Consider the following 13768-nt stretch of genomic DNA (forward strand, 5'->3'; position numbering starts at 1 on the left):
GGTGCTCCACTATAGGTCTGCCCGGCGTACCAGGTGCTGCAGGAGTCCTCTCCCGAGGCCATCCCGGAAAATATATCACTTGGTGGGCGCGAGATCTCACGTACAGGGGGATAATCTGTTTGGCAACGTACGATGAGGTGTATCGCCTGTCCATCGATGATCCGGACCGTTTCTGGGCCGGTGCCGGGGATGCCGTGGAATGGATCCGCCGGTGGGACAGGGTTCTCGATCCCTCGGTCCCGCAATTTTACCGCTGGTTCTCCGGTGGTGTGCTCAATACCTGCGACAATGTGCTCGACCGGCATGTCAGGGAAGGGAGGGAACGACAGCCCGCCCTCATCTATGACAGCCCCGTGACCGGAACCGTACGACGCTACACCTATGGAGCCCTTACCCGGGAAGTCTCCCGGTGTGCCGGGGGGCTTGCCGCACTCGGGGTAGGAAAGGGAGACCGGGTGGTGATCTATATGCCCATGGTCCCCGAGGCGATCGTCGCCATGCTCGCCTGCGCCAGGCTGGGGGCCATCCATTCGGTGGTCTTCGGAGGGTTTGCCGCCCGGGAACTGGCATCCAGGCTCGCCGATGCCTCCCCCGCGGTCATTATATCCGCTTCGTGCGGGATCGAGGTGAACAGGATAATCCCCTATAAGCCGCTGCTCGATCAGGCCGTCGAACTTGCGAAGATCTCCCCGAAGGCCTGCGTAATCCTTCAGAGGCCCCAACACGAGGCGCCACTCCGGGAGGGCAGGGACATTGACTGGGATACCTTTATCGATGCGGATCCCGCCGGTTGTGTCCCGTGCAGGGCGACCGATCCGCTCTATATCCTCTATACTTCAGGGACAACGGGGGTGCCGAAAGGAGTCGTCCGGGACCATGGCGGCCACCTCGCAGCCCTGCTCTGGAGCATGAAAAATATCTACGGCATGGAACCGGGCGAAACCTTCTGGGCGGCGTCCGATATCGGCTGGGTTGTGGGCCATTCCTACATTGTCTATGCCCCGCTCGCGTACGGGTGCACCTCGGTGCTCTACGAGGGAAAATCGGTGGGGACCCCGGACCCGGGAGCATTCTGGAGGGTGGTCTCGGACCACGGGGTCGACACCCTGTTCACCGCCCCTACTGCGATACGCGCCATCAAGAGAGAAGACCCGGATGGCAGGTACCGGGAGCGTTACGACCTGTCCCGGCTGAAGATGCTCTTCCTCGCCGGTGAGCGCTGCGACCCCGATACCCTGGCGTGGGCCGGGAAACTCCTCGGGATCCCTGTCATCGATCACTGGTGGCAGACCGAATCGGGATGGCCCATGGCCGCAAACCCTGCCGGGCTGGAACTGCTCCCGGTGAAGCCAGGTTCATGCACGAAGGCTGTTCCGGGCTATGATATCCGTGTGCTGGACGAATCGGGGAAGGGACTTCCCGCCGGGTCGACCGGGAACGTCGTGGTGAAGCTCCCCCTGCCTCCCGGGTGCCTCACGACCCTCTGGAAGAATGACGAGGGGTTCGTGGGAACTTACCTGTCCCGGTATCCCGGGTACTACGTCACCGGAGATGCCGGGTTCATCGATCCCGACGGGTACCTCTGGATCATGGGACGAACGGACGATATCATCAACACCGCGGGGCACCGGCTCTCCACCGGGTCGATGGAAGGGGTGATCTCGTCTCACCCGGACGTAGCGGAATGTGCGGTGACCGGGGTTCACGACCCGGTGAAGGGGGAGGTGCCTCTCGGGTTCGTAGTGCTCAAATCGGGAGTGGACAGGGACAGCCGGCAGATCGAAAAGGAACTGATCGCCATGGTCAGAGAGAAGATCGGCCCGATCGCATCGTTCAAACGTGCAGTCGTCGTCTCCCGTCTCCCGAAGACACGGTCGGGTAAGATCCTCCGGAGGACTCTGAAGAGTATTGCCGACGGGGAGGAATACCGGATCCCCTCCACCATCGAGGACCCGGCGGTCCTTGGAGAGATCGCCCGTGTGCTGAAGCGTGAAGGGTACCCCGGGGGAGGATGACCGCGGGGCCGTCTCCGGTTCCCGCTCTTTCATGTGAAAAATGCCTCCCGCATTTTCATTCCCTGTGCCTGGTTCACGCGAAGGGATCAATTAATTTTCTTTGATGCGCTTCCGCCAGGCGGTGACTGGCGTGCATGCATCGCAGCCGGTGCAATCCGGCGCAAGAACCTTTCCTTTCACGGATTGAGCACCAGGAGCGAGTAATTCAGGAAGGCTGCAATGGTCACCCACACGATGTAGGGGATGAGGAGAACCGCCGCGATTCTCCGAATCCTCCAGAACCACACGATTGTAGCGAGGATCGCGATCCAGAGCGCGACGATCCCTGCGAGTCCGAGGGGAGGAGACTGCAGGCCGAAGAACACGAACGACCAGGCCACGTTCAGGCCGAGCTGAATGGCGAAGAGAATGATCCCCGTCTTTGCGAGGGGGTTGTTCTCCTTCCATGCACCCCAGACCATCGCGAGGGAGATTCCCATAAGAATGTAGAGAGTGGTCCATACCGGGCCGAATACCCAGTCCGGGGGGGTGAACCATGGTTTTTCCAGGGAGGCGTACCAGGAACCGGTACCGGTAACTGTAACGGCCGATCCTGTCACCCCTGCCATGATACAAAGGATGATCGACACCGCGTAGCGGACGACCATCCCCGTCCGGGTCTCTCCTCCGAACGATCCCATGCTCGTCCGTTATGCAGCGGGTTCTTATAAGTCTTCACCTCCCGGGCCCGGGATAGTTATATTGTCAGGCCGACGCCATTTCCATAAATGTTATTGGGCGGATACGCCATTTCCGTCCCTGCTTTCAGGTCGACAGTCAGACAGGGCTATTCCCGGAAAGGGAGAGTTCCGCCCGGGAGTCCTGAATAGTTCGGCGGAAAGGGACCCCGGTGCAGGGTGCAGGCTCCGTGGCCGGATCGATCCGGAAAGGCAGCAAGAGGCCTGTGGTCGGGATCGAGGAGCAATCGTGAGTCCGGAGAACCGTGTATGCTGACCGGGGTGGATATCGGGGGGACGAATACCGATGTAGTTACCATCGACGGGACCGTCAGGTCACAAAAGGTCCCGAATCACCTGGGACTTGACGCTCTGAAAGGAGCGATGAAAAAGGGTGGACGCCTTGCCGTCAGCACCTCGCAGCCGCTGAACCTCATCCTCGCCGGGACACCCCCGAAGGTTGCCACCATCGCGGTCCCCGGGCCGGGTCTCACTTTCCCCCGGGGCGTCTCCGGGGCGGTGAATCACCGCGGGGAAGTGGTGGAACCGCTGGACAGTGAAGAGGTACGTGAGGCAATCCGGTCCGAGCAGGGGGACGTGCTTGCCGTGGCAGCGAAATTTTCCGTGCGGAATCCCGCGCTGGAACTTGAGATCCTCGATATCGCCCTTCAGACGTATCCGGACGAGAGAATTGCGCTCTCCTGCCCCCTTGGAATGCTCAACTTTCCTGCCAGAGTGGCGACGACGAAGCTGAACGCACAGATTAAAGAGACCGTTTCTGCGATTGCGTCCCTGGTCGGCGGGGTGCATCCCGGGTTCTTGTTCTTCAAGGGTGACGGGGGTCTGGCGACGCCCGCAACGGTCCGGGAGAACCCGGCACTCCTTTACCAGTCCAGCAATGCGGCCGTCGCCCTCGGAGCGTACTACCTTACCGGGGTAAAGGACTGCGTGGTCGTCGACATCGGGGGGACCACGACGGACCTCGTGGTGGTCAGGGATGGAAAACCGGTGATGAAACCCCTCGTGTTCGGGGGAGTCACCACGCTCGCACAGGTTGCAGAAGGCCTTTCCATTCCGTACGGCGGGGATTCGCAGGTGCGCGGAGGAGTTCCGGGAAAAAGAGCGGGCAATGCCCGTGCATTCGGGGGGGAGCATCCCACGCTTACCGATGCCCTCAATGTCATGGGTGCCGGGATAGGAAATTCGGCCAGATCCGCCGTATGCACGCAAAAAGATGCGGAAACCGCCCTGGATTGGTACGCCCGGGCGGTAATCCCGGCAGTCAGGGAATTCGGATGCCGCACGCTCGTCGGCACCGGGTACCTCGCACCCTGGCTTCTCCCCCGTATCGCCGGGGAAACAGGCTGCCGGGCGATTATCCCGGAGCATGGTGCCTGCGCCAATGCGGTCGGCGTCGCGGTATCCCGGTTCAGTCTTACCCTGTCCTTCAGGCTCGACACCGGGAAGAAGACTCTGACCGTGAACGGGGAGCCTTCAGCCTTCCCCGGGATCAGGGACGATGACCGTATGGTCGCGTTCTGCCGACAGGAGGCGAGGGATCGGGCGCTTAAGGAGGGCGCGGACCCCCGCGATGTGCGCGTGGTGGACGTGCTCGGTTTCGCCTCCTACAATGTAGTGCGGGGGAGCTACCGGACAGAATATATCGCGGACTGTGTGGTGCAGGTCGAACCCGGCATCACCGCGGAGGCCCGATGACCACCGGTATCGTATACGACCGGGCATACCTGCTCCACGAACAGAGCCCCACTCACCCCGAGCGGAGGGAGCGCCTGGCCTACACCCTCGACCAGCTCGAAGAGGAGGGGATATGGGACTTCCCGGGGATCGTCCGCCTGGTCCCGTATCCCGCCCCCGAAGAGGCCGTCCTTGCGGTCCATATTCCCGAGTACGTCGGATTCCTGAAAGAGGCAAGCAGGGGAGGGGGTTTCATCGACTTTGACACCAGTGTCCCGGCCGGGCTCTGGGACGCTGCGCTCCTCGCCGCCGGAGGGGCGATGCGAGCCGCAGACGCGGTGATCGACAAAGAAGCCGGAAATGCATTTGCCCTGGTCCGTCCGCCCGGGCACCACGCCCGCATGGGCACTGGCGCAGGGTTCTGCTACCTGAACAACATGGCCGTAATGGTCCGCCATCTCCAGCGGAGAGGAGTTCCGAAGGTGCTGATCCTCGACTGGGACGCGCATCACGGCGATGGGACCCAGCAAATATTCTATGCCGATCCCACGGTCCTGTTCTGCTCCATTCATCAGTCTCCGTTCTACCCGGGATCGGGAATGATCGACGAGACCGGGGCAGGGGCCGGCGTGGGGTACACGGTTAACATGCCGGTCCCGGCCGGGACCGGAGACGATTCCTACGCCTGCCTGTTCAGGGAGATCATTGCTCCCCTGGCAAGGGAGTTCTCCCCGGACTTCATCGCGGTCTCGGCAGGGCAGGACAACCACTTCACCGACCCTCTCACCGGTCTCGCGCTCACTGCACGGGGATACGCGGACCTGATGGCCTCTACCACGGACCTCGCCTCGGAACTCTGCGAAGGCAGGCTTGTCGCGGTACTCGAAGGCGGCTATAGTGTCGAGGGCGGCCTTCCATACACGAACCTGGGGATAATCGCGGCGATGGCGGGTCTCGATCTCTCGGGTATAAGGGAACCGTCATCGCTCCGTGGGCTGCTCGCAAGGGCGGAAGATCCCTCGGCACGGTACAGGGTCGAAGAGATGGCCGGGGCCCTTAGAGCCCGGCTTGCACCGTTCTGGCAGGCCTTCCGGTGAAGCGTCATCCCGGTCTCTCCACCAATCGCGTCCGGGCGATGCATATGCCTGATGTCAGCGATCTTCGGTCACGAACTTATATGTAAACGGGTCCGCCATAAGGATAAGAGAAGAATGGAGAAGCGCACCGTCAGGATCGGGCTTATTCAGACTGCCGTCTCGGAGGACACGGCCTGGAACCTGAATCGAACCCGGGACATGGTGATCAGGGCCGCGAAAGGAGGGGCATCCCTGATCTGCCTGCAGGAACTGTTCAGGACCCCGTATTTTCCCCGGTTCGAACATACGGATGCCTCGGCATATGCAGAGTCAATTCCCGGGGAGACTACAGGCCTCTTCGCCGGGCTGGCACGCGACCTGGGGGTGCACGTGGTTGTACCGATCTATGAGCGGAGCGGTTCGGGAAGTTACCATAATACCGCCGTTATGATCGATGATCATGGCGAACTCCTCCCCCCTTACCGGAAGGTCCACGTCCCGTTCGACCCCTGTTTTTACGAGAAGAATTATTTCCGGGCGGGGCACGAATACCGGGTCTATCCTACTCCGATCGGGAAGATTGGCGTCCTGATATGCTATGATCAGTGGTTCCCCGAAGCCGCCCGGATGCTCGCCCTCATGGGTGCGGAGCTGATACTCTATCCTACCGCCATCGGCCGGATACGCGGGATGGAAGACCCGGAAGAGGGAGACTGGCGGACCGCCTGGGAGACGGTGCAGCGGGGGCACGCCATCGCCAACGGGGTGCATGTCGCGGCGGTGAACCGGACCGGGACCGAGGGGGAAATTGACTTTTTCGGGGGTTCGTTCGTCTGCGACGCGTTCGGGAACGTGATCGCCCGGGCTCCGGAAGACCGGGAAGAGGTGCTGCTCTGTGATATCGACCTCTCCATGAACACCAGGGTGCGTGAAGGCTGGGGATTTTTACGGAACCGCAGGCCCGAGACCTACAGACTGCTCGGCATTTCCCTCGGAGACCAGGTGGTATCCTGCCCGGCCTGCGAAATTCTCCCCCATGAATCGACCGGAGCCATGAGGATGCCCGCTGAATGGGAAAAACACGACGCGGTGTGGCTTGCCTGGCCCTACGACCAGACCACCTTCCCCCATCTCACCGAGGTTGAGACAACCTACGGTGAGATCATCGGTGCACTTCAGGATCACGAACGGATCAACCTTCTGGTCCTCAATCCCGGGATGGAGGAACTGGCGAGGAAGGTCGTTGCATCCTGTGGAGGGGACCCGGACAGGGTTACCTACCACCGCACGAGATATGCCGATGTCTGGTTCAGGGATTACGGCCCCCTTTTCGTGATGAATACGACTTCCCGGACGCTGGAAATGGTGCACTGGACCTTCAACGCATGGGGTGAGAAATATCCCGACCTCATGGAAGACACCAACGTGCCGGAATACCTCGAAAAAGTGCTCGGGATCCCCCGATACTCCCCTGGAATCGTGCTGGAAGGAGGATCGGTCGACCTGAACGGGGCCGGCACGCTCCTTACCACCGAGCAGTGCCTCCTGAACCGGAACCGGAATCCGGAGCTTTCCCGGTCCGAGATCGAGGAATACCTGCTCCGGTATCTTGGAGCACGCCATGTAATATGGCTGAAGCGGGGCATCGCCGGTGACGATACCGACGGGCACGTCGACGATATTGCCCGTTTCGTGGACGAACGAACGGTGGTCTGCGCTCTCGAGGAGAACCCCGGAGATCCCAACTTCGAACCGCTCATGGAAAATTATCGTATACTGAAGGAATCCACTGACCAGGATGGTAACCCCCTCCAGGTGATACCATTGCCAATGCCCGGTGCGGTGACGGAAGAGGGGATGCGCTATCCCGCGAGCTACCTCAATTTCTATATCGGGAACTCGGTCGTCCTCGTCCCGGTCTTCGGCGACCCGCACGACGGACTTGCCCTGATGGTACTCGAGGAACTCTTCCCGGGGAGAAAAGTGTTGGGGATACCCTCCCGCCGTCTTGTCGAGGGGTTGGGCGCGATTCATTGCATCACCCAGCAGCAACCCGCCTTGTAGACTAGGAATCGCCCCGGTTATTCTCTATTAACCCCGGTTCTCTTTCAGGGCGACCTTCCCCTCCAGGAGACCCGAATGAATATGTTCGTAACACCAGATCGGGAATGTAGTGGACCCGGGCAGGATATCGTCGAGAGCGTCACCGTGGGCATGCCGTAGGGATCCCGTTCATCCGAAGATTTCAGACCGGAACGGGTGCCGTCCGGCCGGCACGGGGGTCGGGAAAGAACAGGGAAAACGGAATTCAAAAGGGAGAGAGATGGAACATCGCAAAGAGCCAGGCATGGCCCGTCCCTCTCATGACCGCGGAGAACCGGGCGGTCTGCTCCGAGGTTCCTTCGTCACCGCCATACCGCGAACGGCAGGTCGCGGTGACCCACACGATCGTCCCTTCCGCACCAATCACGATGTCTTCAAAGGATATTCTCACATCGTCGTAACGATCGAGGATCCCGCGAAGGTGGGAGGAGAAGTGCTCCCGGCCATCCACTCTCTCTCCTTCGCGGAAGAATCCGAAAAATTCCGGATGGACGAGCGAACTCGCCTCCTCGACCTCTTTCCTTGAGCAGTGCAGGGCAAAACGGTCTATCACGTCAAGCACCTGGAGCCTCGTCTGCTGACTGACCATCATCCGTTATGAAGTGGTTCCCCCGGTCATTTACGTTTTCTCCTGGTGGGGTCTCCTCCAGTGAGTATGCCGTACCCTACGAAGGATGTGAACCCCCCCGCGGAGCAATGGGTTTCCGGAATGGACATAATATCGTCTGATTTCGAGCTGATCCCACCTCAATCCGGCGAAATAATCAGGGAGACCGGACGCGAGGGACAGACTCGTATGATCCTGCATCATCGTGATCGTGAATTCGTTCCGGTCGATTCCGGAGTGGCGGTGATACCTTCCCATTCGCACGCCTGACGCGTCATCGCGCAACCTGAACGCGGGATGAACACTGCGACAGTCGATATGCCACGAGGGGAAACCGGACGAAATTCAGGAATGAATTACGTGGAGCCCACCCGACCACAAAAAGTCAATAAAATGTTGTGTGAAGATATGGGGGTTTGACCGGGATGATGTTCCTGGTCACATCTTCACTGCTGTTGTTGGGGGGGTAGTACCTGATTCTGATATTGGGCCGGATCGAGAGATCTCGGCACTAGATGCTATAAAATCAATAAATATTAACATTTCGAATTTAATTCCCCGGTGAAAGTGGCAAGTTATTTGACAATGCATCGACCAACAAGCAGTACTGAACCGCTCCTTCTTCACCGGGGAGAGGGGGCGGCAGGAAGAGGAACGGGCCGTCCGCGTGACCGTGACGGATCCGGAGGGCATCATGGATCCTGAAGAGATGAACGAGTATATAGAAAAACTTGAGAAAAGGATCGAGACCATCTCGAATCAGAACGCCAGCCTGTCCCTAACACTGAACAAACTGATGATGGAGAACCTGAAATTGAAGGCCGACCTGAAAAATCTCGAGGAGAAACTGATGCTTCTCGAGCGCCCCCAGGCGGAGAAAAATTTTAGAATTGAATAGCTGGAATTTCGTCCTCCCGGCCTCTTCCCGGTCACCCGGAAGTCCCAGAACTCCAGGATGGTCATGGTCCTGTGATACAGATGCCGAATACAGTGTTCCGGATAATCCTCCACCTCGACATGGACAGTTTCTACGCCTCGGTCGAGATCCGTGAGCACCCCGACCTTGCGGGAAAACCTGTGGTTGTGGGAGCGGATCCCCTGGGTGGCCACGGAAGGGGTGTGGTAAGTACGGCATCCTACGAGGCAAGGAAGTTTGGTATCCACTCGGCGATGCCCATCTCGAAAGCGTACCGCCTCTGCCCCGACGCAATCTTCATCACCCCCCATTTTTCCCTCTATGAAAGGACATCCGCCCGGATTATGGAGATACTCTCCCGGTACAGCGATAAGCTCGAGCAGGTGAGCATCGATGAGGCCTATCTCGATCTCACACCGGCGGGGACATTCGAGACCGCGAAGGAGATCGCGACCCGGATAAAGCGCGCGATACGGGAAGAGGAACGGCTCACCTGCTCGATCGGGATCGGTCACTCGAAAGTAGTAGCCAAGATTGCATCCGATTACAAAAAACCTGACGGACTTACCGTAGTCCGGCCGGAAGAAACGGAGGGATTCCTGTTTCCGCTCCCGGTGGAGAAGATCCCGGGTGTAGGGAAAAAGACCGCCCGCGAGCTGCACGAGATGGGGATCGTGCTCATCGGCGACCTTGCCCATGCTGACATCCAGAGGCTCCAGTCGCGGTTCGGGAGATGGGCGCTCGCGATGCAGCGGCTCGCGTTCGGGGAAGACGAACGAGAGGTCGAACAGCGTGATTCTGCCAGGTCTATCAGTCGTGAAACCACGTTTACGGAGGATACCGGTGATATCGACCTTATCCTGGGCGTTCTCGACGACCTGATGAAGGATGTGCACCATACCATGCGGGACGAAGGCTACATGGCACGCACCGTGACGGTGAAGGTGCGGTACGAGGATTTCCAGACCCGGCAGAGGGCACGGTCACTGGTTCATCCCGCAACAGATCTCCGGCAACTGAACGAGATTGCCCGTACCGCGCTCCTGGAATCGCTGGGGAGTAAGAAGGTCAGGCTTATCGGGGTAAAACTTTCAGGGCTCCGTACCAGGGAGAAAAATCAAAAAACCATCGGCGATTTCGGCTGACCCCCGGCGCAATCGCTGTCCCCCGGCACGTCATCCGGATACTATTTTATAATTGAATTATATCAGGTAAGCTATATCCGCGCTGCAGGCAGCATCCTTCCAAATCCTTTGCAGCCGGCAGAAATTTTTGAGGAATACGATGGAAAAGGACCAGCTCCGGACCCGGCAATCGCGGGAGATATCTCCCGGCGACCACATCTGCGTGCTTCTCCGCGACGATGAAGAGAGCCGCACCCTGCTTCCACGACTATTCGGGGATATCTTCCGCAAGGGATGGAAGGTAATGTACCTTGCCCGTTCCAGCACCCCGGAGAGGATCGGCCGCCTCTGGCAGGACGGCACCGGCAACGGCATGTCCTCATCCAGGGCCCTCGAGATCCTGTGCTCGTCCGAACCGGCATTTCATCAGGCCTTTTCGGACAGCGCCCATGCCCGGGATTTCATGAAAACGGTGATTTCAAAAGCGGGCGAAGAAAAATTTCCGGGCCTTTGCCTGATTCGGGAAGTCCCGCCTATCCCGCATCGACCCCGTTCGAGCCAGCGGGTCACCGGGGATATGGCAGGGATTGAAACACTCCTGGATGAACAACAGATCACGCTTGTCTGCCTCTATGAAATGGGCCTTTTCCCCTCCGAAGTCCTCCAGGACGTGCTGCGCACCCACCCAAAGGCGATCATCGAGGGGGAACTTCACGACAATATCTTTTACATACCTTCATCGGATGCCCGTCGCTATTCTCTCTCTTCCCTCGAGCTCGGCCACTGGATCGGGACATTGATGAACCTCACGCATATCCGGGCGGAACTCGAGGAGAGCGAAGAGCGTTTCCACGACCTGCTCGAGAATGCGAGCGACCTGATCCAGAGCGTGTCCCCCGAGGGAAAATTCCTCTTCACCAACCGTGCCTGGAGAGAACGGCTGGGATACGACGAATCCGAGATTGCAGGCCTGACGCTGTTCGACATCCTCGACCCGACCTGTGTGGATAAATGCCGGATCCTTTTTTCCGAAGTGATGGAGGGGCATGAACTGGGTCATGTCGATGCTGTGTTCCGGACCCGTAACGGAGAGAAGGTATTCGTGGAGGGAAACGTCAACGCCAGGATTCACCAGGGAAAACCAGTCTATACCCGCGGTATATTCAGGGAGGTCCGCGAGCCCCCGACCTGAATCTGAGCGGAGGACGACGGCCCCTGGTTATGGAGCGGGCGATCGTCAGCGTCTCCGGATATGATCCTCATGGTCGACGGGGAAGGACGTGTCTTATTATGCGAACAGGGACGGTGGGGACACTCCGGCCCCTGAGGGAAAGCCGGCAGAATAACCGCACCAATCGATACCTCGAACCGGGAGAGCGCCGCTCCGCCCTGGGATGGTTCAGGAGATACACGGCTTCAGGGAACACACCTCCCCGCGCCGTATCACACCACGTTACGGATCGGGCCGGGTCATGGAAACGGAAGCGTTCGGGATTACTGACACTCCGGGACCTTCCACCTGATCCATATGAAACCCGCCGGCGGATCCCAGGTGGACTGTTGAGAAAACAAACATTTATATGAATTTGGTAGGAACATTCCTTCCATTACATGGAACCCTCCCTGACGCTTGTACCGGAATCGGGATCGGACGGGCTGGGTCTGCTCCTTGCGGATCTCCTCGAAGACGGGATCGTACTGGAACAGAACGGGACGGTGATCTACATAAACAGGTGCATGGAGGATCTCTTCGGGTGCACCTCGTCCCGTGTTTCCGGGATGCCGTATACTGATTTTATCCGGACATGCATCGCACCCTGCCTCGACGGGGGTGAAAAGGCAAGCATTTCTCTTTTTTCAACGCATGTACGCTCCACTCCGGGAGAACACGTGGAACTTCGCGGGACCTCCCGTGAAGGTACGCCGTTCTGGCTGGAGTACTCATCGCGAAGGATCAAGCAGGGATGCAACGGTCTCTACAGACTGGAGACCTACCGGAGAATAACCCGGTGGAAAAAGGCACAGGAGAGGCTTTCCAGGAGCGAAGAAAAGTACCGGTTGTTGTTCCAGCAGGCGAACGATGCGATCCTCGTCTTCGAGATAGGGCCCCTGATGCTCCCGGGACGGTTCCTCGAGGTGAACGATGCCGCGTGCCGGAGACTGGGGTATACCAGGGAGGAACTCTCGGCCCATTCACCCATGGACATCGTCCCCCCGGAAAGGGTTGGCACGATCGGTCTTTTAATGAAACGCCTGTTTATCAAAGGGCAGATAATGTTCGATATGGAGCATGTGGCCAGGGACGGGACGAGGATTCCCGTGGAGGTCAATGCCCACGCAATCATGATAGGCGACCGGAAAGTGGTGATCTCCATCTCCCGTGATGTCTCCGAGAGGAGGGCTCTCGAGGATCTCCGGCTGAAGGCCTCGGAGCAGCTTGAAGAGAACATCCTCCAGTTCGCCACCCTGGGAGACAGGATACGAAACAACCTGGGAGTCATCGTAGGAATCGCCGGGTTGCTCGAGTCTGAGGAGGGAAGGCGCATCCTCGAACAGGCGGAACGGATCGACCGGACCGTCGATCAGCTCGATCGGGGGTCCCTGGAGTCGGACCTGGTAAGGCAATACCTGAAGAAATATCACCGTAACTGAGTTTTTGAGCCATACCGAAGCGTTTATGACCCCCCCTTGAGAAGAACATCTTCCGGGGTCTGTAGAGAACGGGGCCAATCCGGGATTTTCGATGGAGGGTGCCGGCAACATAAAAAGATTACCCTGGATTCGCGGTCCTCGGACTCAGGTATGCATAGGACCGCCAGGCCCGCCGGACGAGTGTCCCCTGTGGGATATTCCCGAAAAAAAAGGTATTTTTATGTTATCCATGGTATGCAATCGAAAATCCGAAATTGCTGATGGTGCCGCTGGCGGTTACCTGCTGGTGATACTGGATTGTCGAAGCAGGTGACGACCCGGTCCCCTGCAGATCGTGGAAATTACCGAATGCAGAGATCGACCCGGTGGTCGGCTGTCCCTGTAATGTCATCGTCGGAAATGTGCTGGTCCCCGATCCAACGGAATCGAGCTGGTTCTGGAAAAGATTGCTGATACCCGAATATGCAGAGACACCCTGGATCATAAACACCAGGGATATCACGATAAGGATTGGGATTATACGTCGGATTATTCCTGCTATTGATCTCACCTCCTTGGCGTATCCTCTGTCTAATCTCGGCAAAGATTCCCCGTTAACCGGAGAAGTCTCTCCCGGGCGGTCATAAAATCCGGTGGATCCATGCCGCCACCAGAACACTCCCCCCCGCGTTATTTATATTAATACCATAGCGCCGGTTATCCGCATCGTCCGGTACACAGGACTTGCCTCGCACCGTTTTTGCAATCCTCCGATCAATGGGGATGGATTTCTCATATCCCGGAAAACTGACCTTTGCCGTGGGGGGGCCGGGAGGCACCGCTGAAGATTCTCTGCTTCACACGACAAGTATATTGAGCCCTGGA

Annotated in this window: 11 protein-coding genes; 8 read left to right on the forward strand and 3 right to left on the reverse strand. The window is 58.7% G+C overall.

The features are described from left to right. Nucleotides 1–119 precede the first annotated feature (119 nt). Nucleotides 120–2015, forward strand: coding sequence for a propionyl-CoA synthetase (locus J2741_RS00445; RefSeq protein WP_245249312.1), 1896 nt, complete (start codon nucleotides 120–122; stop codon nucleotides 2013–2015). Between the two features lie 176 nt (nucleotides 2016–2191). On the opposite strand, the gene J2741_RS00450 is transcribed toward J2741_RS00445, so the two are convergent. Next, entirely contained in the window at nucleotides 2192–2695 is a 504-nt protein-coding gene (locus J2741_RS00450) for a TspO/MBR family protein (protein ID WP_245249315.1), read from the reverse strand. Between the two features lie 306 nt (nucleotides 2696–3001). Here J2741_RS00450 and J2741_RS00455 point away from each other — a divergent pair, with 306 nt between their 5' ends. From J2741_RS00455 to J2741_RS00465, 3 genes are all read left to right on the forward strand, one after another. After that, a complete protein-coding gene (locus J2741_RS00455; RefSeq protein ID WP_209673048.1) occupies nucleotides 3002–4447 on the forward strand; it encodes a hydantoinase/oxoprolinase family protein in 1446 nt (481 codons plus the stop codon). Continuing rightward, nucleotides 4444–5523: a histone deacetylase family protein gene (locus J2741_RS00460; RefSeq protein WP_209673050.1), complete on the forward strand. Its 1080-nt coding sequence runs from the start codon at nucleotides 4444–4446 to the stop codon at nucleotides 5521–5523. The genes J2741_RS00455 and J2741_RS00460 overlap by 4 nt, the downstream gene beginning before the upstream one ends. A 114-nt stretch (nucleotides 5524–5637) precedes the next feature. Then, nucleotides 5638–7566 (forward strand): agmatine deiminase family protein, encoded by a 1929-nt coding sequence (locus tag J2741_RS00465; protein ID WP_209673052.1) that lies wholly within the window; start codon nucleotides 5638–5640, stop codon nucleotides 7564–7566. A 244-nt stretch (nucleotides 7567–7810) separates the two neighbouring features. Here J2741_RS00465 and J2741_RS00470 read toward each other — a convergent pair whose 3' ends face one another. Next, on the reverse strand, nucleotides 7811–8197 hold the full coding sequence (locus J2741_RS00470; RefSeq protein ID WP_209673055.1) for a YybH family protein: 387 nt from the start codon (nucleotides 8195–8197) through the stop codon (nucleotides 7811–7813). A gap of 709 nt (nucleotides 8198–8906) precedes the next feature. Here J2741_RS00470 and J2741_RS00475 point away from each other — a divergent pair. From J2741_RS00475 to J2741_RS00490, 4 genes are all read left to right on the forward strand, one after another. After that, nucleotides 8907–9110 carry a hypothetical protein gene (locus J2741_RS00475; protein WP_209673057.1) on the forward strand — a complete coding sequence of 68 codons (204 nt, stop codon included), beginning with the start codon at nucleotides 8907–8909 and terminating at the stop codon, nucleotides 9108–9110. Nucleotides 9111–9190: 80 nt separating this feature from the next. Then, nucleotides 9191–10273 carry a DNA polymerase IV gene (dinB, locus tag J2741_RS00480; RefSeq protein WP_209673059.1) on the forward strand — a complete coding sequence of 361 codons (1083 nt, stop codon included), beginning with the start codon at nucleotides 9191–9193 and terminating at the stop codon, nucleotides 10271–10273. A 139-nt stretch (nucleotides 10274–10412) separates the two neighbouring features. Next, a complete protein-coding gene (locus J2741_RS00485; RefSeq protein WP_209673061.1) occupies nucleotides 10413–11444 on the forward strand; it encodes an MEDS domain-containing protein in 1032 nt (343 codons plus the stop codon). Nucleotides 11445–11863: 419 nt separating this feature from the next. Then, complete coding sequence (locus J2741_RS00490) at nucleotides 11864–12904, forward strand: PAS domain-containing protein (RefSeq protein ID WP_209673062.1); 1041 nt, start codon at nucleotides 11864–11866, stop codon at nucleotides 12902–12904. Nucleotides 12905–13127: 223 nt separating this feature from the next. Here the strand turns inward: J2741_RS00490 and J2741_RS00495 are convergent, their stop codons facing one another. Further along, nucleotides 13128–13454, reverse strand: a complete 327-nt coding sequence (locus J2741_RS00495; RefSeq protein WP_209673064.1) for a hypothetical protein — start codon at nucleotides 13452–13454, stop codon at nucleotides 13128–13130. Between the last annotated feature and the right edge of the window lie 314 nt (nucleotides 13455–13768).

The sequence above is a fragment of the Methanolinea mesophila genome, from assembly GCF_017873855.1.
GTDB lineage: Archaea > Halobacteriota > Methanomicrobia > Methanomicrobiales > Methanospirillaceae > Methanolinea_B > Methanolinea_B mesophila.